General features: G+C 64.1%; 19 protein-coding genes and 2 pseudogenes. 14 read left to right on the top strand and 7 right to left on the bottom strand.

The window, feature by feature from the left end; translation table 11 throughout:
• Window positions 1–12 precede the first annotated feature (12 nt).
• The 8 genes from XBLMG947_RS09770 to XBLMG947_RS09730 all read left to right on the top strand — a co-directional run bounded on the left by XBLMG947_RS09770 (window position 13) and on the right by XBLMG947_RS09730 (window position 9,595).
• Entirely contained in the window at window positions 13–1,020 is a 1,008-nt protein-coding gene (locus XBLMG947_RS09770; protein WP_065468142.1) for a zinc-dependent alcohol dehydrogenase family protein, read from the top strand.
• A 444-nt stretch (window positions 1,021–1,464) separates the two neighbouring features.
• Window positions 1,465–2,115 (top strand): aldehyde dehydrogenase iron-sulfur subunit PaoA, encoded by a 651-nt coding sequence (gene paoA, locus XBLMG947_RS09765; protein ID WP_065468140.1) that lies wholly within the window; start codon window positions 1,465–1,467, stop codon window positions 2,113–2,115.
• Entirely contained in the window at window positions 2,112–3,062 is a 951-nt protein-coding gene (locus tag XBLMG947_RS09760) for an FAD binding domain-containing protein (RefSeq protein ID WP_065468138.1), read from the top strand. The genes paoA and XBLMG947_RS09760 overlap by 4 nt, the downstream gene beginning before the upstream one ends.
• Before the next feature lies 1 nt (window position 3,063).
• On the top strand, window positions 3,064–5,271 hold the full coding sequence (paoC, locus tag XBLMG947_RS09755) for an aldehyde oxidoreductase molybdenum-binding subunit PaoC (protein WP_065468136.1): 2,208 nt from the start codon (window positions 3,064–3,066) through the stop codon (window positions 5,269–5,271).
• Window positions 5,268–6,281 (top strand): XdhC family protein, encoded by a 1,014-nt coding sequence (locus XBLMG947_RS09750; RefSeq protein WP_065468134.1) that lies wholly within the window; start codon window positions 5,268–5,270, stop codon window positions 6,279–6,281. The genes paoC and XBLMG947_RS09750 overlap by 4 nt, the downstream gene beginning before the upstream one ends.
• Window positions 6,282–6,688: 407 nt before the next feature.
• Window positions 6,689–7,297, top strand: coding sequence for a nucleotidyltransferase family protein (locus tag XBLMG947_RS09745; protein WP_065468133.1), 609 nt, complete (start codon window positions 6,689–6,691; stop codon window positions 7,295–7,297).
• A 663-nt stretch (window positions 7,298–7,960) separates the two neighbouring features.
• Window positions 7,961–8,176, top strand: coding sequence for a hypothetical protein (locus tag XBLMG947_RS09735; protein WP_065468129.1), 216 nt, complete (start codon window positions 7,961–7,963; stop codon window positions 8,174–8,176).
• 168 nt (window positions 8,177–8,344) lie between these two features.
• Window positions 8,345–9,595, top strand: a complete 1,251-nt coding sequence (locus XBLMG947_RS09730; protein WP_065468127.1) for a DUF819 family protein — start codon at window positions 8,345–8,347, stop codon at window positions 9,593–9,595.
• Window positions 9,596–9,726: 131 nt separating this feature from the next.
• On the opposite strand, the pseudogene XBLMG947_RS09725 reads toward XBLMG947_RS09730, so the two are convergent.
• Together XBLMG947_RS09725 and XBLMG947_RS23170 are read right to left on the bottom strand one after the other, a co-directional pair.
• A pseudogene (locus XBLMG947_RS09725) lies at window positions 9,727–10,308 on the bottom strand (XVIPCD domain-containing protein); the annotation flags it as partial.
• Window positions 10,308–10,565, bottom strand: a pseudogene (locus XBLMG947_RS23170) (ankyrin repeat domain-containing protein); the annotation flags it as partial. The pseudogenes XBLMG947_RS09725 and XBLMG947_RS23170, both read right to left, overlap by 1 nt.
• A 191-nt stretch (window positions 10,566–10,756) precedes the next feature.
• Here XBLMG947_RS23170 and XBLMG947_RS09715 point away from each other — a divergent pair.
• Entirely contained in the window at window positions 10,757–11,461 is a 705-nt protein-coding gene (locus XBLMG947_RS09715; RefSeq protein WP_065468123.1) for an HAD family hydrolase, read from the top strand.
• A gap of 624 nt (window positions 11,462–12,085) precedes the next feature.
• Here the strand turns inward: XBLMG947_RS09715 and XBLMG947_RS09710 are convergent.
• Window positions 12,086–12,310, bottom strand: coding sequence for a YbdD/YjiX family protein (locus XBLMG947_RS09710; RefSeq protein ID WP_005926176.1), 225 nt, complete (start codon window positions 12,308–12,310; stop codon window positions 12,086–12,088).
• Entirely contained in the window at window positions 12,310–14,382 is a 2,073-nt protein-coding gene (locus XBLMG947_RS09705; protein WP_065468121.1) for a carbon starvation CstA family protein, read from the bottom strand. Before XBLMG947_RS09705 ends, XBLMG947_RS09710 begins: the two co-directional genes overlap by 1 nt.
• 231 nt (window positions 14,383–14,613) lie before the next feature.
• On the opposite strand from XBLMG947_RS09705, the gene XBLMG947_RS09700 reads away from it, so the two are divergent.
• Window positions 14,614–15,471, top strand: coding sequence for a pirin family protein (locus XBLMG947_RS09700; protein WP_065468119.1), 858 nt, complete (start codon window positions 14,614–14,616; stop codon window positions 15,469–15,471).
• Window positions 15,472–16,170: 699 nt separating this feature from the next.
• Here XBLMG947_RS09700 and XBLMG947_RS09695 read toward each other — a convergent pair.
• The 3 genes from XBLMG947_RS09695 to nfi form a co-directional block, all read right to left on the bottom strand.
• Entirely contained in the window at window positions 16,171–16,632 is a 462-nt protein-coding gene (locus XBLMG947_RS09695; protein WP_065468117.1) for a hypothetical protein, read from the bottom strand.
• Between the two features lie 247 nt (window positions 16,633–16,879).
• A complete protein-coding gene (locus XBLMG947_RS09690; protein WP_065468115.1) occupies window positions 16,880–17,776 on the bottom strand; it encodes a pirin family protein in 897 nt (298 codons plus the stop codon).
• Between the two features lie 148 nt (window positions 17,777–17,924).
• Complete coding sequence (gene nfi, locus XBLMG947_RS09685) at window positions 17,925–18,632, bottom strand: deoxyribonuclease V (protein ID WP_065468113.1); 708 nt, start codon at window positions 18,630–18,632, stop codon at window positions 17,925–17,927.
• A 103-nt stretch (window positions 18,633–18,735) separates the two neighbouring features.
• Here nfi and gpmA point away from each other — a divergent pair, with 103 nt between their 5' ends.
• The 4 genes from gpmA to XBLMG947_RS09665 all read left to right on the top strand — a co-directional run bounded on the left by gpmA (window position 18,736) and on the right by XBLMG947_RS09665 (window position 24,132).
• Window positions 18,736–19,485 (top strand): 2,3-diphosphoglycerate-dependent phosphoglycerate mutase, encoded by a 750-nt coding sequence (gpmA, locus tag XBLMG947_RS09680; protein ID WP_065468110.1) that lies wholly within the window; start codon window positions 18,736–18,738, stop codon window positions 19,483–19,485.
• Between the two features lie 200 nt (window positions 19,486–19,685).
• Entirely contained in the window at window positions 19,686–19,946 is a 261-nt protein-coding gene (locus XBLMG947_RS09675; protein ID WP_245228145.1) for a hypothetical protein, read from the top strand.
• Window positions 19,947–20,240: 294 nt separating this feature from the next.
• A complete protein-coding gene (locus tag XBLMG947_RS09670; RefSeq protein ID WP_065468108.1) occupies window positions 20,241–22,343 on the top strand; it encodes a M13 family metallopeptidase in 2,103 nt (700 codons plus the stop codon).
• Between the two features lie 226 nt (window positions 22,344–22,569).
• On the top strand, window positions 22,570–24,132 hold the full coding sequence (locus XBLMG947_RS09665) for a phospholipase D family protein (protein ID WP_065468106.1): 1,563 nt from the start codon (window positions 22,570–22,572) through the stop codon (window positions 24,130–24,132).
• Window positions 24,133–24,174: the final 42 nt, after the last annotated feature.

Genomic DNA, 24,174 nt, shown 5'->3' with positions numbered 1-24,174 from the left:
AGGAGTCCGCCCATGCAAGCCATTCGTCTGCGCAAACCTGCCGCAATCGCGTCGCTACAGTCCGTTGCATTACCCGACCCAGGGCAGCCGGCAGGTGGCCAGATCTGTATGCGCCTGCATGCTAGCTCGCTCAACTTTCATGATCTGGGCGTCGTGCTCGGCCGGATGCCAACCGAAGACGGGCGTATTCCGATGTCGGACGGCGCCGGCATGGTGGAAGCCGTGGGGCCGGAGGTTGAGGAGTTCGCAGTAGGCGACCATGTGGTTTCTACCTTTTTCCCGCAGTGGTTGGATGGCGAGCCGCGGCATGCCGGTTTTGCCACCACCCCAGGCGACGGCGTCGATGGCTACGCGCGAGCTGCGGTGGTGGCCGATGCACAGGCATTCACCCACGCCCCCAGCGGATACAGCCATGCCGAAGCCGCCACGCTGACCACCGCTGGCGTGACTGCGTGGCGTGCGCTGGTGGTCAATGGCGGCCTCACGGCCGGCGACAGCGTGCTGTTGCTGGGCACCGGCGGTGTGTCGATCTTTGCGCTGCAATTGGCCAACGCGATGGGCGCGCGCGTGATTGCCACTTCGTCATCCGACGAGAAGTTAGAAAAGGTACGTGCGCTCGGAGCCGACCACCTCATCAATTACCGACAGCATCCCGAATGGTCGGCGCAGGTGCTGGACATCACCGACGGGCGTGGCGTTGATCATGTGGTCGAGGTCGGCGGACCGGGCACGTTGACGCAATCGATCCGTGCGGCGCGTGTCGGCGGGCATATCGCCTTGATCGGCGTGTTGACCGGTGCTGCCGGGGAGGTGCCGACCGCCGAAATGATGGGGCGCCAGCAACGCCTGCAAGGATTGGTCGTTGGCAGCCGCAAGCATCAGCAGGACCTGGTGCGCGCGCTGGATGGCTTGCCGCTGCGCCCGGTGATCGACCGCAGCTACGGCTTGGAGGAGATTGGTGAGGCCTTCGAGCTGCAGAAATCCGGTGGCCACATCGGCAAGATCGCGTTGGAGTTCTGACGCAGCTTGCTGCGATGCGAGCCGGCGGTGCAGGGCAGTGCCCGCGCCTGAATCCACTGCGCCAGCGCTCGCAAGCAGTACCGCATGCGTAATGCGTTTGGGCGAACGGAACCGACATCTATCGCTAGCGCTTCGATCGCAAGCGCAGTGGCAGTGATACGTGCTGCAGCACGCAACGATCAATCGAGCGCGGAGCGCTATCCCGTGCGTCCGCCCCCATCTTCGGCGATGCCTGAGTTCGTCTAACGCCGTGAGTGGCGTCGTTCATAGGCGCATGCGGTGGTCAGCGCCACTATCGGCGAAAACGGGCGTTAGAGCAGGCACTACCGCAGCGTCACTCCTCCAATCACTCACGCGCACTCACGCGCACTCACGCGCTTGTGACCGACGGCGCTGCACATTAATTAATAACTGTAATAGCCAGCATTGTTGGAGGTGCCAGCCATGAGAGACATCAAGATGACCCGTCGCGAGGTACTGATCGCGGGCACGGCATCCGCAGCCAGCGTTGCCGCCACCCATTCGATGGCCGCCACCGCCGCCACTGCGATATCGCAGCGGCAGGCAGTCGAGCCGGCCAATGCATCCAGCCAGGTTGCTTTCGAAGTCAACGGTAAACCGGTGAGTTTGAACCTGGATAACCGCACCACCTTGCTGGATGCGTTGCGCGAACACCTGCATCTCACCGGCACCAAAAAGGGCTGCGATCACGGCCAGTGCGGCGCATGCACGGTGATCGTGGATGGGCAGCGCATGAATTCGTGCCTGTCGCTGGCAGTGATGCATCATGGCGCCAAGGTCACCACCATTGAAGGGCTGGGCACGCCTGACAAGCTGCATCCCATGCAAGCAGCATTCGTCAAACACGATGGTTACCAATGCGGCTACTGCACGCCCGGTCAGATCTGTTCGGCAGTGGCGGTGCTGGACGAAGTGAAGCGCGGTATTCCCAGCCATGTGACTGAAGACCTCACCGGCAAAACCAAACTCACCACACCCGAATTGCAGGAACGCATGAGCGGCAACATCTGCCGCTGCGGTGCGTATTCCAATATCGTCGAAGCCATCAATGACGTTGCGGGAGACCGCGCATGAAGGCCTTCAGCTACGAGCGCGCCACCTCGCCAGCCGATGCGGCGGCCAAGGCCGCACGCCAGCCCGATGCCAAGTTCATCGCAGGCGGTACCAATCTGCTCGACCTGATGAAGCTGCAGATCGAAACGCCTTCGCATCTGATCGACGTCAACGGCCTGAGCCTGGACACCATCGAGGCCACGCCCGATGGTGGTTTGCGCATCGGTGCGTCGGTACGCAATACCGACCTTGCGGCCGACCAGCGCGTGCGCCGCGATTACGCGGTGTTGGCGCGCGCGCTGCTGGCTGGTGCCTCCGGGCAGTTGCGTAACCGCGCCACCACCGCCGGCAATCTGCTGCAACGCACGCGCTGCCCGTATTTCTACGACACCAATCAGTCCTGCAATAAACGACTGCCCGGCAGCGGCTGCGCGGCCATCGGCGGATTCAACCGCCAGTTGGCGGTGATCGGTGCCAGCGAAGCATGCATCGCGACCCATCCAAGCGATATGGCCATTGCCATGCGCTTGCTCGATGCCGTGGTGGAAACGGTGCGCCCGGATGGCCAGACGCGCGCCGTGGCGCTGTCCGAGTTCTATCGTGCGCCGGGTACGACGCCGCATCTGGAAACGGTGCTGGAACGCAGCGAGCTGATCACCGCAGTGACCTTGCCCAAGCCGCTCGGTGGCATGCATGTGTACCGCAAGGTGCGCGACCGTGCATCGTATGCATTCGCGTTGGTGTCGGTTGCCGCGGTCGTGCAGCGCGATGGAACTGCGCGCGTCGCCGTCGGTGGCGTGGCGCATAAACCGTGGCGCAGCGAAGCAGCCGAAGCCCAATCGAAAAACGGCGCCCGCGCCATTGCGTCTGTGTTGCTCGACGGCGCACAGCCCACCGAACACAACGCCTTCAAGGTGCCGCTGGTGGAACGCACCTTGACCGCGATCCTGGCCGACACGAGGGCCTGATATGAAATTCGACACTCCCGCCGGTACCAATCCCATCGATCAGCTCAAGGTCGTCGGCAAGCCTGTCGATCGCATCGACGGACCACTCAAGACGACCGGGCAAGCGCCGTATGCCTACGAACATCACGATCTGCCTGGTCGCGCGGCCTACGGACATGTGGTGGGCGCGGGTATCGCCAAAGGGACCATCCGCAGCATCGACCTGAGCGCTGCGCGCAACGCGCCGGGCGTACTCGGGATCGTCACTGCACAGAACGCCGGCAAGTTGCAAAAGGGCAAGTTCAATACCACCACGCTGCTGGGCGGGCCGGACATCGCGCATTACCATCAGGCGATTGCGGTGGTGGTGGCGGAGACGTTCGAGCAGGCGCGTGCAGCCGGCCAGTTGATCAAGGTCGATTACGGTCGCCACGTCGGCGCCTACGATCTGGAAAAGGCGCGCGCCGGCGCCAAGGTCACCAAGAAGGGCGACGCGCCCAACAGCAATGTCGGCAATTTCGACGCAGCGTTCGCTGCTGCGCCTGTGCAGCTGGACGCCGAGTACACCACGCCCGATCATTCGCACGCCATGATGGAGCCGTACGCCTCGATCGCCATGTGGGACGGCGACAAGCTCAGCGTGTGGACTTCCAATCAGATGATCAACTGGGGCGCTGGCGATCTGGCAAGAACGCTCGGTATCCCGCGCGAAAACGTGCGGATCATGTCGCCGTACATTGGCGGCGGCTTCGGCGGCAAGCTGTTCCTGCGCGCCGACGCGGTGCTGGCATCGCTGGCTGCGCGTCAGGTCGGGCGTCCGGTCAAGGTGATGCTGCCGCGGTCGCTGATTGCCAACAACACCACGCATCGTCCGGCCACGCTGCAGCGGATTCGCCTTGGTGCTGAACGCGATGGCAAGCTCACCGCGATCGCACATGAAAGCTGGTCGGGCGATCTGCCCGAGGGTAGCCCGGAAATTGCCGCCGCACAGACGCAACTGCTATACGCCGGTGCGAATCGCCTGATTACGACCCGACTTGCGGTACTCGATCTGCCCGAGGGCAACGCGATGCGCGCGCCCGGCGAGGCGCCCGGATTGATGGCGTTGGAAGTGGCGATGGATGAGATGGCCGAAAAGCTCGACATTGACCCGGTCAAGTTCCGCATCGTCAACGATACCCAGGTAGATCCAGAAAACCCGCAGCGTCCGTTCTCGCAGCGTCAGCTGGTCAAGTGCCTGGAAGAGGGCGCACAGCGCTTCGGGTGGTCCAAGCGCAAGGCGACGCCGGCCAGTACCCGCGATGGTCGCTGGCTGGTGGGCATGGGCGTGGCGGCGGCCTTTCGCAACGCGCCGGTCATGACTTCTGGCGCGCGCATGCGCCTGGAGCAGGGTGGGCGCGTGGTGGTGGAAACCGACATGACCGACATCGGTACCGGTTCCTACACAATCATTGCGCAGACCGCTGCCGAAATGCTCGGCGTACCGTTGAACTGGGTCGACGTGCGGTTGGGCGATTCCAGCTTCCCGGCCTCTGCTGGCTCCGGTGGGCAGTGGGGCGCGAACAGTTCCACCGCAGGCGTGTATGCGGCTGCGGTCAAACTGCGTGAGGCGGTCGCCAAGCAACTGGGCCTGGATCCGGTCGCGGCCGAATTTGCCGATGGTCATGTGCGTACCGGCGGCAAGCGCATGGTGCTCGGCGATGCCGCAGCGAATGGCGCGTTGGTGGTGGAAGACAAGATCGAATTCGGCGACCTGAGCAAAACGCATCAGCTTTCGACATTCGGCGCGCATTTCGTCGAGGTGGGCGTGGATATCGCAACCGCCGAAGTACGTATCCGGCGCATGCTGGCCGTGTGCGCCGCGGGGCGCATTCTCAACCCGAAGTCCGCACGCAGCCAGGTCATCGGCGGCATGACCATGGGCGCCGGCGCCGCACTGATGGAAGAGCTGGCGGTGGATAAACGCCTGGGCTTTTTCGTCAACCACGATCTGGCAGGGTATGAGGTGCCGGTGCATGCGGACATCCCGCATCAGGACGTGGTGTTCCTGGAAGAAAGCGACCCGTTGGCGTCGCCGATGAAGGCCAAGGGCGTCGGTGAGTTGGGCATCTGCGGTGTGGCTGCCGCGATCGCCAATGCGGTCCATAACGCAACCGGCGTGCGTGTACGCAACTACCCGGTGACGCTCGACAAGCTCCTGCCGCATCTGCCAGAGATGCTGCGCGCGTGAGTGCTATCGTTGCCCCGTTGACGCAGGCGCCGCCAGCCGAGTCGGCGTGGCCGGCCTGGCCGGGCTATGCGCTGCATGACGATTTGCTGCCCACACTGACTGCGTGGCATCGGGCCGGACACCGCGTGGCCATGGCGACCTTGATCGACGTTCAAGGATCCTCGCCGCGCCCGCTCGGCAGCGAGATGGCGATCAGCGCCGATGGGAAAGTGGCAGGATATATATCTGGCGGCTGCGTGGAAGCAGCGGTGGCGCATGAAGCCATGGCGGCGCTGCGCGATGGCCAGCCAAGGTGGCTGGATTATGGCGAAGGCAGCGACGTGCTGGATATCCAGCTCAGCTGCGGCGGCCGTATCGGCGTGCTGGTATGGCCAGTGCCGGATCTTGGCGAACATCTCGCGCGCTGGCGCAACGCGCGTCAGCATCGGCGCGCGTTTCATGTGGCGTTGGATCGTGTGTCCGGTGCGATGCGTTATCCGGCCAGCACGCAAGATGCGCGGACGGACGAATTTGTGCGGACCCATCGGCCGCCGTTACGCCTGGTGCTGGTCGGCGCCGACCCTGCGCTGCTGGTGCTGGTGGCGCTGGCCAGCCAGATGGGCATCGAGGTGCGCGTGCTGCGGCCGCATGGTCCGAGCGAACCGCCGCCAGGCTTGGCATCCGGGCACTACGACCGACGCGCGTTGGGCGACGCGCTGCAGGATCTGCAGCTGGATGCCGACACCGCGCTGTATAGCCTGGCCCACGACGCCGAGATCGATCTGCAGGTTGCCAGGCGCGGCTTGGCCTCCACTGTGGCCTGCATCGGCATCCTCGGCAGCCGGCACAAACGCGAAAGCCGTTTGCGGGCGCTGCGTGCACTCGGCTACGACGACGCGGCGCTTGCGCGTCTTCGCTTACCCGCCGGTTGGCGCATGGGGCACTCGTCGCCGCATACCATCGCGCTCGGCATCATTGCCGAGGCCACACAGGCGGTGGCAGATCTGCAGGCTGTCGCGCAAAGACCATAGTTCACCACTGCGCTCGTTTCGCGTGGGTGCACCGTCAGCGTGCAAGACAGCCTGGCTGGGATGAAAAACGGCTTGTTTCAAGCCGAATCGCGTATGGCCGTCGACAGCACGCCGTCATCGGCGTCGTAACTGGCGGCAATTCGCTAACGCAGTGGCAGCGCACGCAAGGTGCAGTCACCTTGCACGCACAGCCGGCGCTCTACGCTGCGGCTATCTTCTAGCAAGCATCACGTCGCCATGACTCTTGTTTCCGATCGCCACGTCGACGTATCGCGCCATGCCGTGCGCATTCGCTTTCTCGCCACCGTCCATCCCTCACGCACTCTCTGCGCGGCTACGCATGAGGTCTTTGCCATAGCGCAACCGGTACCGTGTTTTCCTGCCGCCACGCCAGCAGCGTGCATCGCATGAGCAGCGATCACGCCGCATTGGTGCTCGGCGCAGGGGCGGGGCGTCGGCTTGGCCGTTCGAAGCAATTGCTGATGCGCGATGGCGAGCCGTTGCTGCGTCGTGCCGCGCGCATTGCATTGCAGACGTCGCCACGCCGCTGCGTGGTGGTGCTGGGCGCCGATGCCGATGCGTTGAGCGAGGTGTTGCAGGATCTGGATGTGGAAATCCTCCTGCACGCCGATTGGTCCGAAGGCATGGGCTCCAGCCTGGCCGCGTTACGTCGGCATGTTCAGCACGACACGGCGCTGCGACGCAGCCTGATTCTGGGCTGCGATCAACCCGCGCTGGACGCTCCACATTTGCGCACCTTGCTGGAAGAAGCCGATCGCGCCATCTCCGGTTGTGCGACCAGCGGCTATAACGGCGTGCGCGGCATTCCTGCGGTGGTCACACACGCTGCCTGGGCGGATGTCCCATTGCAGGCAGATAGCGGCCTACGCGGTCTGTTCGCCAGCCTGGACATGCAGCGCCTGGGTTGCGTGAGCGCTCCGGCGTTGGCGCTGGATATCGACACGCCGGCCGATCTTGCTGCCGCGCAGCAGCGTGGCTGGCTGGATGCACAGTGAGACGCCATGCCGGGTGCGGAGGCGAATCTCTGGCAGCCTGAGCCCTCATGTGAGTGGTGCAGCGGCAAGCGAAGAGTGCGGGCACTGCACGATCGAACGACGCGCCCGGATCGGTGCCGATGACTGGCAACGGCCCAGGCGCGTCGTCCATGCGGCGCCGCTAACCGAAACGCACAGCCGGCGCTTTCATGACCCACGCGCTCACGACCATAAAACGACCGCTTCCCTGATCACCAACACATAGCAGACCACCATGGCGGTCTTGATCGGAAACTGAAATTTCCTGAGCAGATCCATACAACCCCTCCCCAGAGGCAGCCCTCAAGAGCGACTGATCACCCCACTGCATGCCGTCCACGCTCGTCTGACGGTCGCTGACGACACGGCGTTCACCGGTCCTGGCCGACTGTAACTCTGCATGTGATGGGTGTCACGTAAGAATTTTCCTACCGTCATGCCAGTGTCCTCCTGACGGCATTGGCATGCATAAAAGAACATTCTTGCTATGCCGGACGCGGGGCCTTTGGCCACTCTCCCGCGGCCCCTTGAGTAAGGGCACGCCGGCATACCGGAGGGGAGACCGCTTCCCAGTCATCGCACACCGCAGCTAACTGCGCGTCTTGTGCTCGCTCGACCGCTACACACGCACTGGCCGGAGGCCTGATGGACGAGTCACGTTACGTCGTACGCATACATCCCGAGCAGGGCGGCTGGTGGGTGACCCGCCCGCAATGGTCGCCGCTGCGCTACCTGCGCGAGCAGGGCGCCCTGGACTTTGCCGAATTGATGGCAAAGCTGCACTGCCTGACTACCGGCCAGCCGAGCGGCGTTGTAGTCAACACCGGCAGCGGCGATCGGGTGGTACGCCGTTACGGCTAAGCGAGCGCAAAACACCGCCGTTGATCGGCAGCAGCTCGTTGAAGACGCTGCGGCGATCAGCAGCAGTGCCGGGTTTGCGCAGACGTCCAGGTCGGCTAGATTCGTGGCATCGGCCGCCGTCGGTCCAGTCCGCATGCTGGCGGCCACTTGTCTGGATGTCCGCCTGTCGTGAATGCTGCCGGTGCTGCGCTGATCCAAAACGATATTGTCGTGTTCGGTCTGATCGCCGCCACCCTGGGGGCGGTGTTCTGGACCTCCGCGCGCGAGCAAGGCCTCTGGCGGCGTTTCTACGCGTTCGTGCCGGCCTTGTTGCTGTGCTATCTGCTGCCCGGCATCTACAACACCGTTGGTGTGATCGATGGTGCCAACACGCGGTTGTACAACCCGATCGCCCGCGACGTACTGCTGCCTGCCGCATTGATCCTGCTGACCTTGAGTATCGATCTGCGCGCGATCCTCCGGCTCGGCCCCAAGCTGGTCGCGATGTACTTGGGCGCATCGCTGAGCATCATGCTGGGCGCGGTCGTGGCATTTTGGGTGATGCGCTGGCTGCATCCGGCCACTGTTGCCGGCGAGACCTGGGCCGGCATGGCGGCGCTGGCCGGCAGCTGGATCGGTGGCGGCGCCAACATGCTGGCGATGCGCGAAGTGTTCGATGTGGACGCAACCACCATCGGGCAGTTCGCGGTGGTCGATGTGGGCGTGGGCTATGTGTGGATGGCGGTGCTGATCTTCCTGGCCGGGCGCGCGCGCGATCTCGATGCACGCAGCGGTGCGGATACGCGGGCGCTGGATGAATTGCAGGAGCGCATGGCGCGCTTCCAGGCCGAGCATGCGCGCATTCCCAGCCTGGCCGACCTGATGGTGATCGTGGCGGTGGCATTCGGCGGCGTCGGCCTGGCGCATGCGCTGGCCAATCCACTGGCTGCGTGGTGCAAGGCGCAGTTGCGTTGGGCCAGCCAGTTCAGTCTGGACACGCCGTTCGTGTGGGTGTTGGTGCTGGCGACCAGTCTTGGCCTGCTGTTGAGCTTCACTCGCACGCGCACGCTGGAAGGCGCGGGCGCTTCCAGGATCGGCACCTTGTTGCTGTATTTCCTGATCGCCTGCATCGGCATGCAGATGGACTTGCTGGCGCTGCTGGACCGGCCATGGTTGTTCCTGCTCGGGCTGATCTGGATCGCCGTGCATATCGGCTTGCTGTGGGGGCTTGGCCGTCTGTTGCGCGTGCCGTTCTTTTATTTTGCGATCGGCTCGCAATCCAATATCGGTGGCCCGGCCTCCGCGCCGGTGGTTGCCGCCGCGTTTCATCCGGCACTGGCACCGGTCGGCGTGTTGCTGGGCACGATGGGCTACGCCACCGGTACTTATCTGGCATATCTGGTCGGCATCACCTTGCGCGCAATGGCCAGTGCGGGATAACACCGGGCGCTGCAATCGGCAGCGCCTGCTTGACGGCTGACAGCGACGATTGAACCTTGCGCACAAGCTCCGGCCGGCTCCGCGGGTGCTTGGTGTCCAGGCATCTACTGGCGCGTAAAGGCCGCGACACTTCAGTGTTCGTGAGTATCCGGCGACTGGGCGTGCTGCTGATTGTGCCGCTGCAGCTGGCTGACATTGGTCTGCGCCGGCTCGTTGGCCGCCGACGCGATTTGCGCATGGCTACGCACATGGGCCGGGTCGTCCATCCGGCCCTGCACCGCAATCAGGCTGTCGCCATCGCGGCTGGGCACCAGGTGATCGATACGCTGCAGGCGATCGCGGCCTGCACGCGCGGCCACGCTGGCAGCAGTGTTGTGAAAGGCCGCGTCGTCGCGTAACCCGAGGCGTTCGCGCTGCCCATCCAACTGCACCACCGCGTCGTTGAACAGCTGGCTGCCGGGCTGCAACGCGGCGCCACGCACCTGATCCTGCGACTGCATGTCCTGCGCCTTCATCACCGACGCGATGCCGTGCAGATCCAGCCGATGCTTGAGCATCATGCCCCGCACCAGACGCTGGCCGAACGACAACGGGTCCGGCTCCGGCAATCCGATCTGATGGCCGGCGGCATCGGGCATGGCCCATTCGAGCGGGATGCTGTCTTCCTGCAGATGGGTGAGGATTTCGTTCTTGACATGGTAGCCGCAGATCAATCGACGGTGGGGGCGAGTGCCTTGATCCGTGCGACATCACCGTGCGCGATGGCCTTGGCGATGTCGGTCAGGGCGGGATTGCGAAAGGCGACGGTGTGGTCCTGCAGCGTCGCTGACATGGTGGCTTGCTCCTTGGCACCGGGCGAGGCGGTGCATGAGACCACGAAAAACGAGGTCGCAAGAACGAGCAGGGCGGGGAGTCGCGGTTGCATCGAAATCTCCTTCTCCTGATCGCAATCCTGATAACGCTGCGGCAAGTCCCGCCACAGCGGGGCGGATCCTAGCAGCTGCAAAAATCGCCTGCGGTAAGATTTCGTGACCTGGCTTTTCCTCGCATGACCCAGGGCTGGCCACATGCTCGGGGCCGCTTGCGCCGAGGACGCAGGCGCTCGCCTGTCACGCCAGCCTGCCGCCCGCCACAGCCAACGGTCACACCCCGACCGGCATAATGGCGCTTTGCGCGCAGATGGGTGCAATGGCGTACGAGCTACTGATCAGTGACTGCGATGGCGTTCTTGTCGACAGCGAGATATTGGCCGACCGGGTGATGCGTGAGGCGCTCGCGTCGTTCGTGCCGGGCGAGCCACTGGAACATCTGCTGGAAACCACGTTCGGGCAGACCACACGTGAGGTGTTGCGGCGGGTGGAAGAGCGCTTCGCGCTGCAGTTGCCGGACACCTTGCTGGCGCAAATCCAGGCGTGCAGCGAGGCCTTGATTCAGGCACAGGTGCAGCCGATCGCGGGCGTGCGCGAGGCGTTGGAACAGATTCCGCTGCCGCTGGCAGTGGCTTCCAACAGCCGGCGTCACAATGTGATTGCATCGGTGGAACGTGTCGGGCTCACCGCGCGTGCGGCGGGGCGCGTTTTCGGTGCGGATATGGTGGAGCGGCCCAAGCCGGCACCGGATGTCTATCTGCTGGCTGCACGCACGGCAGGAGTGTCGCCAGAGCGTTGCCTGGTCATCGAAGACAGTCCCACCGGCGCGACGGCGGCCGTCGCAGCAGGCATGCAGGTCCTGGGGTTCACCGGGGCCAGCCATATTCCGCCGGGACATGGCGACACCTTGCGCCGCATCGGTGTGATCGAGGTGTTTGACGACATGCGTGAATTGCCTGCGCTGTTCGCGCGGTTGGCGCAAAGGCGTGTGGGTTAAGTCGAAAGCTTGGTGAGTGGCGTGTGGGGTGTCCTTACCGCTCGCCGGATACGCCGTGAACCCATCCTTGGTGGCTCGATGGCGGCATCTATGCAGTCAACGGTCCCGCAAGCGGCGAGGACAATGCGCACCAGACAGATCGCGGGTGACCAACGAAAAGCAGTGCATGGCTACGAACAGATGCTGCACGTGTCGATTGGGCTGCTGCGGATCGATTGGCCATGACATCCGACAGAGGCAGCGACAGACATCGAATGAGCCAACGCGTGATCCTGTTGATGGCGTGTGCGATGCATCGCTTGCGTCAAGTATGCCAATCAACTTGACGGGTCCCTAGCCGCCACGTTCGCGGTACCTTGCGTGGCATGGATGCCGCGTACAAGGATGTACTTGCAGCGTGGCCCGCGGTGGTAGGCGGGCAAGGAAACTGCAGCACAACCTCAGATCACCGCTCTGCAGACGAATTGCCGCCCTACTTAATCGCGCTAAACAGCGCTCTTGTCCGTAGTTTCCACTTTTCCCATTTCTCTTCGGTCAGGGCATATGCAACAGGGCGCGATCTGCATCGCGCCCTGTTGCGTTTTCCGCTCTCGATCAACCGATCACGACGCGATCAACCACCCATCAACAACAGCGAAACCCACTCTTGCCGCCATAGCGCGCATCCTGGCGCTCGCGGAAAAACGCGGGGTAATCCATCACCGGTTTATCGGGGTGTTTCTCCAGCATGTGGCGCACGTAGTTGTCGTAGTCGGGAATGCCGCAGCACAACCGCGCGGTTTGTATGAGCCGCCGCCAGATGCGGCGATGCACCTGGTATTGGCTGGCAAGAACGAGTTGAGTGCCCATTACAGGTCTGCCATCTGGTGCGGTTGCAACGCCACGTACGGGGTTTCGCGGTCGCTGCGCTGCGGGTTGCGGCGTGCTGCCACGATCGTCTTGATCGAGTGGATCAGGATCGAGGCCACCACGAACAGGAACAGCACCGTCAGCCCGGTGTTGACGTAGGCATTGGTGACGATCTGCTGCATCTGCGGCACCGTCTTGGCCGGTGCGGTGATGGTGTTGCTGGCGATGGCGGCCTGGAACTTGTGTGCCTGTGCCATGAAGCCTTGCGCCGGATTGCTGTCGAAGATCTTGATCAGCCCCGCGTAGGTGGTGCACAGCAATAGCCACAGCGCCGGCACGATGGTGACCCACGCGTAACGGTCGCGCTTCATCTTGAACAGCACCACCGCACCGAGCATCAGCGCGATCCCGGCCAGCATCTGGTTGGAGATGCCGAACAACGGCCACAGCGTCTGGATGCCGCCGAACGGATCGATCACGCCGGTGTAGAGCAGGTAGCCCCACAGCGCCACACAACCGGCGGTGGCGATGATGTTGGCAGTCCACGATTCGGTCTTCTTCAACGCCGGGATGAAGTTGCCCAGCAGGTCCTGCAGCATGAAGCGGCCCGCGCGCGTGCCGGCATCCACGGCAGTCAGGATGAACAAGGCTTCGAACAGGATGGCGAAGTGGTACCAGAACGGCATGGTGTCTTCGCCTGGCAGCAACTGATGCAGGATCTGCGCGATGCCCACTGCCAGCGTGGGCGCACCGCCGGCACGGGCCAGGATGCTGTGTTCGCCGATATCGCGTGCGGTGGCCTCGAGCACCTGCGGAGTGATCGAAAAGCCCCACTCGCTGATCTTGGCGGCTACCGCGACAGTGTCGGTGCCAACCAGCGAGGCGGGACTGTTCATCGCGAAGTAGATGCCCGGCTCGATGATCGATGCGGCCACCAGCGCCATGATTGCCACGAACGATTCCATCAGCATGCCGCCGTAGCCGATGTAGCGCATGTGGCCTTCATTGGCGAGTAGCTTGGGCGTGGTGCCCGAGGCGATCAGCGCATGGAAACCGGAGACCGCACCGCAGGCAATCGTGATGAACAGGAACGGGAAAATGCCGCCTTTCCATACCGGGCCGTCGCCGGTGGAGGCGAACTGTGTCAGTGCCGGCATTTTCAGGTCGGGCATCACGACCAGGATGCCGATCGCCAGCGCCAGGATGGTGCCGATCTTGAGGAAGGTGGACAGGTAATCGCGCGGTGCCAGCAACAGCCACACCGGCAATACCGAGGCGACGAAGCCGTAGCCGATCAGCATCCAGGTGATCTGCTTGGCAGTGAAGGTAAAGGCCGGCCCCCAGGTCGGGTCGGCGGCGACCTTGCCGCCCAGCCAGATCGCGCCCAGCAGCAGGATCAGTCCCACCACCGAGATCTCGCCGATCTTGCCGACGCGGATGTAGCGCATGTACACGCCCATCATCAGCGCGATGGGCATCGTCGCGATGACGGTGAACATGCCCCACGGGCTCTCGGCCAATGCCTTGACCACCACCATCGCCAGCACCGCCAGGATGATGATCATGATCAGGAACGCACCGAACAGCGCGATGGTGCCGGGTACCTGGCCCATTTCCTCGCGCACCAGATCGCCCAGCGAGCGACCGTTGCGGCGGGAGGACAGGAACAACACCACGAAGTCCTGCACCGCACCGGCGAACACCACGCCCACCACCAGCCACAGCAGCCCGGGCAGGTAGCCCATCTGCGCGGCGAGCACCGGGCCGACCAATGGCCCGGCACCGGCGATGGCGGCGAAGTGGTGGCCGAACAGCACGTGCTTGTTGGTGGGCACGTAATCCAGGCCGTCGTTGTTGGCCACCGCCGGCGTGGCGCGGTTGGCGTCCAGCTGCATCACTTTGTCGGCGATGAACAGGCTGTAGAACCGGTAGGCGATCAGATAGATCGACACCGCCGCCACCACGATCCATATCGCATTGATATGTTCGCCGCGCCTTAGCGCTACGGTGCCCAGACAGAACGCGGCCAACAGCGCCAGCGCGCCCCAGGCCAGCTTCGAGAACCCTTTCATGCATACCCCTCGGAAACGATTCGCCCAAGGGTCCACCCACGCCCGGCCGTGGTCAATGCCAGCCTGGCGCGAGTGGGTAAAACTTTGGTCGTAGGGTGCGACGGTCACAGATGGGTTAGAGACGCTGCCGCGCTGGCGACGTTTGGAACGATCGGTTGCAGCGATCGCGGTTGGGCGCCGGGGCCAACGCACCCATCATGGGTGCTTCGCCACAGAGCACAGGGACAAGCGATGAGTACCACGACCACCCCAGCGGCGCACGTGCTGCGCACCATCCGCGGCATGCCGACCTCCGACGGCGCCGGCGTGAGGCTGACCCGCGTCATCGGCACCCAGCAGCTGCCGGAGCTGGACCCGTTTCTGATGCTGGACGAGTTCGGTACCGAGAAGGCCGAGGACTATATCGGCGGTTTTCCAAGCCACCCGCATCGCGGCTTCGAGACGGTGACCTATATGCTCGACGGGCGCATGCGCCACAAGGACAACCACGGCAACGAAGGCCTGCTGACGCCGGGCAGCGTGCAGTGGATGACCGCCGGCCGCGGGCTGATCCATTCGGAAATGCCGGAGCAGGAGTCCGGGCGCATGCGCGGCTTTCAGCTATGGGTGAACTTGCCGGCGCGCGACAAGATGACCGACCCCAAGTACCAGGAATACGCACCCGACCACATCCCGGTGGCGCACCCGGCGCCCGGCGTGACGGTCAAGGTGATTGCCGGTGCGGTGGGCGAGGTGGTCGGGCCGATCGTGCAACCTGCAACCAGTCCGGTGTATCTGGATATCGCGTTGGAACCGGACGTGGAGTGGGAGTATCGGCTGCCCAGTGGACATAACGCGTTCGCGTATGCCTTCGAAGGCGGGCTGACGGTGGGTGAGGAAGATGCTGCGCGTGCACTTCCGGCGCAGCAACTGGCGGTGCTGGGGGGAGGCGAGCGTTTGCGCCTGCGTGCCGGTGCCGACGGTGCGCAATTGATTCTGGTCGCAGGCCGCCCGCTCAACGAGCCGGTGATGCGGCATGGCCCGTTCGTGATGAACACCAAGCAGGAGCTGATGCAGGCGTTTGTGGATTTCCAGGAAGGCCGGTTTTGACAGTCGTTGAGTAGTGAGATGTAACGATGTTTCGTAGATGGAGACCAGTGGTATTTGCGGCGTGATGGTAATGCTGGTGAGCGATACGGCTTCGATCGAGACCGCTGTTTATGTCAAATTCCCGGATGTGATGTAGGAATTTTGCGTAGTTTCCTTGAGTTTAAGCAGGTGCGCTGAAGCGAGTTGTGCGTACCGCTCGTCGTATGTTGAATGGAGCCGCGTGCTGCATCTGCAGCTCGCGTCACCGATACCGGCTATCGATTGAAATTCAGGAGCGAAAATGCGCAAATTTTCTCGTAATTCTTCTCTGCTTGTAGCGTTTTTGTTGAGCTCGATCTGTGCCTGTGCGCAAGCGCAGAAAAGGGTCGGGACGTCGATTTACAATAATTCGCCGGCTGTTGCGTTGAGATACTCTGGCGCGGAGAATGGCTGTTATGCAATTCCAAAACCTGATAGACCCGGCCAGGGCGTCGGAGGGCCTGTACTGGAAACTGGTCAGGTTTACTATATCGTTGCAATGAGCAGCGTCGATTGCGCAGGCGGAACCGGCCTTGCCGGATTGAGTGCCAGGCTTCTGCCAAGACCACGCCAAGCGATCCGTATCTATCGCGATCACATAACGACTGGCACTAATTAATTAGGGCTGATAGCTCTCCACACGCGCCGCTGCATCACGGCACGGCGCGTGTGTTGGTCGAGTCAGCGCTGCAGCGCCAGACTGGCCGGCTGCAGATCCATGTTGTGCACCATCGATTGCATCGAGGCGAGTTCTTCGGTGCTGGCGCCGTCGATCCACAATTGCGCGTAGCGCTTCTTGCCCAGTTCGACCACGGTGACGCGGCGCGATTCCATGCCCGGCACTTCGCGGCGCCCCAGATCGAGCTTGTACCAGTAGAAATCTTCCTGCTGGATCTGGCCCTTTTCGGCGCGGCGGTCGCGTGCCAGCGCCATTGCCGGGTCGCGGGTGGTGAGCATCACCCCGACCACCTGCCGGCCATCGGCGGTCATGGCCTTGCAGACGAGGTAATCGGCGCCAGCGAGTTCGCTCCACTGCAGGCCGGACGCCGGCGGCAATGGCGGGCAGACCGGCGAGGGCTGGGCGTGGGCGGTGGCAGCGGCGAGCAGCAAGCTCAGGCCGACAAGGCAGGATGCAGATTTCATATACGATTCCCCGGCATTGGATGACGATGCGGGCGCGCCAACCTCGTGCCGTTGCAGCGCCCCAAGCTCCCCGCCTCGGGCCTGCCGTCCACGCAACGCGCTCCGTCTATGCAGTCATCACTACCACAGTTTTGCGAACCTGCTCAAGCGATGTCGCAAACGTGCGTGGCGCCGCATATGCGGCGTGGCACTTCCGTTACGAGACCTGGTGTTTACGCACGTGGTTCCATGCGCGCAGCGCACGGTTTCAGGGGTAATTAACCGGTTTTGCGGCCGGCGTTTCCGGCAGCGGAATGTATTCCTTGTCGTCGCCGGGAATGCTGCCGAAGCGACCCGCTTGCCAGTCGTCCTTGGCCTGCTCGATGCGTTCCTTGGAGCTGGAGACGAAGTTCCACCACAGATGGCGCGGCCCATCCAGCGGCTCACCGCCGAGCAGCATCGCCTTGATCGGTGTCTTGGCGCGCAGGCGGCCGCGCGCGCCGGGCGAGGGCACGATCAGGTGGCGAGACGGCACGTCGGCGCCATCCAGCTGCGCTTGGCCTTCCAGGATGTACAGGGCGCGCTCGGCGTGGCCGGTGTCCAGATCGAGCTCGGCATCGGGCGCCAGATCCAGCGCCACATTGAGCGTGCCGCTGAACACCTGCACCGGCGATTCCTCGCCGTACGCGCGGCCGGCGATGACGCGTAGCCACACGCCGTCGCGGCGTTGTTGCGGCAGGCTGGCCGCCGCGTGGTGATGGAAGGCCGGCGCGGTTTCTTCGGCCGAGCGTGGCAGGGCGATCCAGGTCTGCATGCCGTGCAATGCGTGTGCGTGTGCGCGGGCGCGCTCCGGGCCGGGCGTGCGCTCGGAATGCGCGATGCCACGGCCGGCGGTCATCCAGTTGACGTCGCCGGGGCGAATCACCTGGTCCGAGCCCAGCGTGTCGCGGTGGCCGATGTCGCCGGCCCACAGGAACGTCACCGTGGCCAGGCCGATGTGCGGATGCGGGCGGACATCGATGCGGTGATCCGGCTCCAGCAACGCCGGGCCCATGTGATCGACGAACACGAACGGGCCGATGCTGCGTGCCTGCAAGGTGGGCACGGCGCGGCGCACTTCCAGTCCACCGATGTCGTGGACGCGTGGGGCGATCAGGGTGGTCATGGCGGCGGCTCGCGACGAAGTGGGAGACAGAGATTGGCATGTGCGCGGCGCGGCGTGTGTAGGTTCGGCCGCGACGGAATGTTCTGTGCGTGGCCTGCACATCAGCACGCGTTTTTACCTGCGCACTGCGCGGTGCGTCTTCCCGGCGCTAGAGCAGGCTGGCTTGCGTGGGCACATCGATCTCGCCGCGGCGCGAGGCCAGCCGGTCGGCCAGACGCGTGGGTTCGGGCAGGCGATACGCGCGCAATGTGCGCAGGGTCCAGTCGAGCGCGCCTTGCATCGACATGCGATGGCCGGGCGAGACGATCAAGGGATTGCAGCGCGGCTTGCTGCGCAGCGCCCAGCCGATTTGCATGCCACCCAGCAGGATCGGCGTGTGGTCGCCGCGTTCCGGGCCGGGCTCGGCGAAGCTGCCGGCCAGGCGTTGCTTGGCGATGCCGATGCATGGCAGGCCGGTCACCACGCCGAAGTGCGCCGCGATGCCGAGCTTGCGTGGATGCGCGATGCCTTGGCCGTCGATGAAGACCAGATCCGGCGTGCGCGAGAGCAGTGCAAGCGCCTGCAGCAATGCCGGTAATTCGCGGAAACTGAGCAGGCCGGGCACATAGGGCATTGAGGTCGGCACGCGCGCCACGTGCGTTTCCAGCGGCAGCAGTGTGTGCGCATCCAGCACTACCGCGGCCGCGCGCGTGGTCTGGCCATCGTCTTCGAACCCGACGTCGAAGCCTGCAAGCAGCTGCGGGGTGGCGCTCACGGCGTCGTGCAGCACCACGCACTGTGCCAGTTGCTGTTGCAACTGTCGCGCCTGAATCACGCTGCCGTCCCAACCGGCGAAGACGGGGTCGTTGGTCTGCATTCCCACAGCATCGCGCGTTGTCCGTGGCGATCGCGTGCACGCCTGCGCTGCACGCGCTGCCGCTACAATCGCAGGCTGATCGGCCCCCAATCGGAGAACCGTAGTGACCCGTAAACTCGTACTGCTGCGCCATGGCCAGAGCCAATGGAATCTGGACAACCGTTTCACCGGCTGGGTGGATGTGGAACTCACCGAGCAGGGCCGCCAGGAAGCTGCGGCGGCCGGCAAGCTGATGAAGGACGAAGGGCTGCAGTTCGATGTCGCCCACACCTCGGTGCTCAAGCGCGCCATCCACACGTTGCAGGGCGCATTGAAGGAACTCGATCAGGACTGGCTGCCGGTGTCCAAGAGCTGGCGCCTCAACGAGCGTCACTATGGCGGACTGCAGGGTCTGGACAAGGCCGAAACCGCGGCCAAACACGGCGAGGAGCAGGTCAAGATCTGGCGCCGTTCGTACGACATCCCGCCACCTGCAATGGACGTCGCCGACCCGGGTCACCCGTGTCACGACCGTCGCTACGCCACGCTCGATCGCAATGCATTGCCTGGCACCGAGTCGTTGGCGACCACGCTGGTGCGCGTGCTGCCGTATTGGCACGACGCGATTGCGCCGCAGTTGAAGGCCGGGCAGACCGTGCTGGTGACCGCGCACGGCAACTCGCTGCGTGCGCTGTACAAGTACCTCAACGACGTCTCCAACGAGCAGATCCTGGAGCTCAACATCCCCACCGGCATCCCGCTGCTGTTCGAACTGGACGACAACCTGCAGGTGCGCAGCTTCCGTTATCTGGGCGACCCGGAAGCGGCCAAGCGCGCGGCCGAAGCGGTCGCCAACCAGGGCAAGGCGAAGTAATCGCCGCCGGCGTTGCAGCGCTGCGTGCATCGCGCGCAGCGCCGTTTTGTGTGTGGCACCCGGCTGCAAAGCGCTGCGTGCCGTTTTGAATGGACCCGGTGCGTGGGCGTGATGTGCGCGCCGCGCCGAGATGCAGGCGAGACATGATGTCCGGCAAACGGAAAACCCGGCAGATGACTGCCGTTTAGTGTCGCGCGTACCTGGTGACGTTGGGCTTGCTGCTGGCAGGTGCTCCTGCCTTTGTCGCCCTGGCCGCTGGCGACATCTCCGGCCCCGGGCTGGCGCTGGCGCTGCTGATCTGCGCGATGGGCGTGCTGCTGCTGGGGTTTGGCTTTGTTGGACCGGCGCGACAGATGGACGCGTGGGCCGATATGGCGTCCGCGCATGAGGCCGCTCTGGTGCTGATGGTGTTGGCGTATCCGGTGTACCTGTTGATGGCGCCGTTCTACGCGCGGCGTTGACTGCATGCGATGGCGCGCGCTGCGCCGGGGGGCAGCTGTGGGTTGAGAGGTGAGTGGTGCGGCGTCAGCGGTCGATGCAGACGCGCATGTGGGCTGTCGCTACAACGACTTTCGAGAAGGCACGGCATCCGACGCTATGACGTTGCGGTGCCGTTGCAGTGATCCGGTGTGGCCGGTCGTCAAGCGGCTGAAGAAGAGGCGAGCGCCGTTTGATGCGCCGCTCTTCGCAGTCGCTTCCAACCGGCTGCCGACTTTTTTCGACCGCGCATGCGCGGTCATGGCTTGGAGAATTCAATGAAGTTGCGCAAGTTCGCTCCGCTGTCGCTTGCGGTGGCCATCGTGGTAGCCCTGTCTGCGTGCGGCGCCTCCGACGACACGGGCAAGGTGGCGCCCCCCGCAGCGCAGCCGGTCCCGACCAAGGTGGATGTGTCCAAGCTGGATGCGCCGATCGTGGCATTCGGCAGCGGCGATCTGGATCCGACCATCGCGGCGTGCCAGGACCTCAATGGATTCGTCAACGCCAAGTGGCTCAAGGCCAATCCGGTGCCGTCCGACCGCACCAGCTGGGGCAGTTTCGAGGTGCTGGCCGAGCGCTCGCTGACCATCCAGCATGCGCTGGTGGAGCAATTGGCGCGCGGCAATCTGTCGGCCGGGTCGGTGGATGCCAAGATCGCCGATCTATGGCGGACCGGCTCGGATGAAGCGGCGATCGACAAGGCCGGCATCGCCCCGCTGCAGCCGCAGTTGAAGGACATCGATGCGCTGACCGATGCGCCGGCCATCGCCGCGTGGTTGCGCAACAGCTATGCGCAAGGCCAGGGCTTCGTGTTTTCGTTCGGCGCCAATGCCGACTACAAGAATTCCGAACAAACGATCGCCTACGCGGGGCAGGGCGGTCTGGCCTTGCCGGAAAAGGGCTATTACACCGATCCGGCGCAGGCAAAGATCCGCGAGCAGTACGTGGCCTATATCGCGCGGATGCTGGAACTGTCGGGCGTTCCGGCAGCGCAGGCGGCCACCCAGGCCAAGGCGGTGATGGCGTTTGAGACGCGCCTTGCCAATGCGTCGTTGTCGCGCATCGAACTGCGCGATCCGGCCAAGCGCTACAACCCGGTCGACGTGGCCGGCGCCAACGCCATCACGCCGCACTTCGACTGGAAGGCGTTCTTCGCGGCGCTCAAGGTGCCGGCCGGCACATTCTCGCTGAGCCAGCCGGGCTACTTCGCCGAGCTCGATACGATGTTGGCCGATACCCCGGTCGAGACCTGGAAAGCCTATCTGCGCTTCCATAGCATCGACGAAGCGGCGCCGTATCTGGCCAAGCCGTTCGAGCAGGCCAACTTCGATTTCTATGCAAAGACCCTGCGTGGCCAGCAGGACATGCTGCCGCGCTGGAAGCGCACCTTGAATGCGGTCAACGCGGCGCTGGGCGAGGCGTTGGGCCAGCTGTACGTGCAATCTGCCTTCCCGGCCGAATCGAAGGCGCAGATGCAGCAACTGGTGCAGAACCTGTCGGCAGCGCTCAAGGCACGGCTGGAAAAGCTCGACTGGATGAGCGCGGAAACCAAACAGCGCGCATTGGAAAAATGGGCCAGCTTCACCCCGAAGATCGGGTATCCGGACCAGTGGCGCGATTGGTCCGGCCTGGAAACGCGTGGCGACGGATTCCTCGCCAACATGCAGGCCGCACAGGCATTCAACTACCGCTACATGCTGGACAAGATCGGCAAGCCGGTCGACAAGCGCGAGTGGCACATGACGCCGCAGACGGTGAATGCGTACTACAACGCCACCCGCAACGAGATCGTATTTCCGGCAGCGATCCTGCAGCCGCCGTTCTTCGACCCCAAGGCCGATCCGGCGTTGAACTACGGCGGCATCGGCGCGGTGATCGGGCACGAAATGATGCACGGCTACGACGATTCCGGCAGCCAGTTCGATGCCAAGGGCAATTTCGACAGCTGGTGGACCGATGCGGACCGCAAGTTGTTCAACGAGCGCACCGATCAGCTGGTGGCGCAGTTCGACGGCTATGAAGCGATCAAAGGCGTACACGTCAAAGGCAAGCTGACACTGGGCGAAAACATCGGCGATCTGGGCGGCCTGACCGTGGCCTACGACGCCTTGCAGATGGCATTGCAGGAACAGCCCGCCGCCAACAAGGACATCGACGGCTATTCGCAGGGCCAGCGCTTCTTCATGAACTGGGCAACCGTGTGGCGCCGCAATTTCACCGATGGCGAATTACGCGTACGCTTGAACACCGATCCGCACGCGCCGGCGAATTTCCGCGCCAATGGCGCGCCGTCGAACATGCCGGCATTTGCGCAGGCCTTCCAGTGCAAGCCTGGTGATGCGATGGTGCGCGGCGACAGGGAGCGCGTGACCATCTGGTAAGCCGCGGCGTGGCGCGCGAGGTTGTTGCTTCGGTAGCTTGCGCGCGGCTTGTCTGAGAACGCTGTGCGAGTCCTATCGCTGACCATACGCGCCATCATGGTAGTGAAGGCCTCAAGTAAGTGCACTGTTTTTGACCTGCGTTGTTGAGTCCGCTCGTGGCGGCGTCTGCACACCGGTCTGCGCGCGCGGGCCCTACACTGCCGCGCTGTGATTCGCGGAGCCGGCGGTGACGAAGCGGAAGGTTTTCAAATGGTTCGGTAGTGCGCTGGTCCTGCTGGTGTTGGCCAGCGTGCTGTCGCTGTACGGCTATGGACGCTTTGCCGACCGCCAACGTGGCCCGGTCAGTCATGTGCTGCCTGCCACGGCAGTGGCGACGCCGATCGACACGGTGGTGGCGCCCTTGCAACAGGCGCATGCCGATCGGACCGGCATGGTGATCCTGCCGGACAACGTCGATGCGTTCGCGGTGCGTGCACTCACCGCGCGTGCGGCCGGGCGCAGCCTGGACCTGCAGTACTACATCTGGCACGCCGATTTCACCGGCAACCTGCTGCACAACGAATTGCTGCGTGCGGCCGATCGCGGCGTGCGCGTTCGTCTGTTACTGGACGACATGAATATCCACGGCAGCGATTCGGTGCTGGCGGCGCTGGATAGCCACCCGATGATCGAGATTCGCCTGTTCAACCCGACGCGCGCGCGCGAAGGCACCTTGATGCGGGGTGTGGAACTGGTGATGCGCATGTTCAGCATCAACCGTCGCATGCACAACAAGGCCTGGATTGCCGATGGCCGCATCGCGGTGGTGGGTGGGCGCAATGTGGGCGACGAATACTTCGACGCGGCACGTGACACCAATTTCATGGACATGGATGCAGCGCTGATGGGGCCGGCGGTGGGCCAGGCCGAGCAGGTGTTCGACGCATACTGGAACAGCCCCAACGCCTTGCCGTTGTCGGCGCTGGTCACCGCAATGCCGCAAGCGCTGGAGGCGTTGCGTGGCAGCCTGGATGCCGGCATGGCGTCGACGCGCGCGCACCCGTATGTGGAGCGCTTACAGCGTTCGCCCAGCGTGCGCGAACTGATGCAGGGCGACCGCCCGGTGCATTGGGTGTCGCAGGCGCGCATCGTCTCCGATCCGCCGGAAAAAGCCGAAGGCGCGCAGCCGCAAGCCAACTGGATGACGCCGGTGCTGATCGGCGAAATGGCGCATGCGCAGCGCGAACTGAAAGTGATTTCGCCGTATTTCGTGCCGGGTGACGAAGGCATGCGTTGGATCGGCAACCTGCGCCAGCGCGATGTACGGGTGAGCATCCTGACCAACTCGTTGGCGGCCAACGATGTGGTGGCGGTGCACAGCGGCTATGCCGGCTATCGCGTGCCTCTGCTGCAGCAGGGCGTGCGCCTGCACGAGCTCAAGCCGATGGGCAAACCGGACGGCAGCCTGTTCGGTTCCAGCGGCGCCAGCCTGCACACCAAGGCCTTCGTGGTCGACGACAGCAGCGGCTTCATCGGTTCGTTCAACCTCGACCCGCGCTCGATGAACCTCAATACCGAAATGGGCCTGCTGTTCAACGACCGCGTGGTCACCGCAGAACTGGAACGGCTGTACAACCACAAGGTCAGTGCACCGGTGAGTTACCGCGTGACCCTGGACCAGGGCCAGCTGCGTTGGCATGACGATGCCGCACAGCCGCCGGAGGTGTGGTCGCGCGAGCCGGCCGCGAGCGTGTGGCGGCGTGGCGCAGCGACGGTGATGGGCTGGTTGCCGCTGGAGTCGCAGCTGTAACTGCCTGCTCAGGGGGTTTGCCCTCATCCGCCCTTCGGGCAC

It is taken from the genome of Xanthomonas bromi, from assembly GCF_900092025.1.
Taxonomy (GTDB): Bacteria; Pseudomonadota; Gammaproteobacteria; order Xanthomonadales; family Xanthomonadaceae; genus Xanthomonas; species Xanthomonas bromi.
Note: the sequence above shows the minus strand (reverse complement) of the source record. Positions and strands in the feature narration are given on the sequence as shown.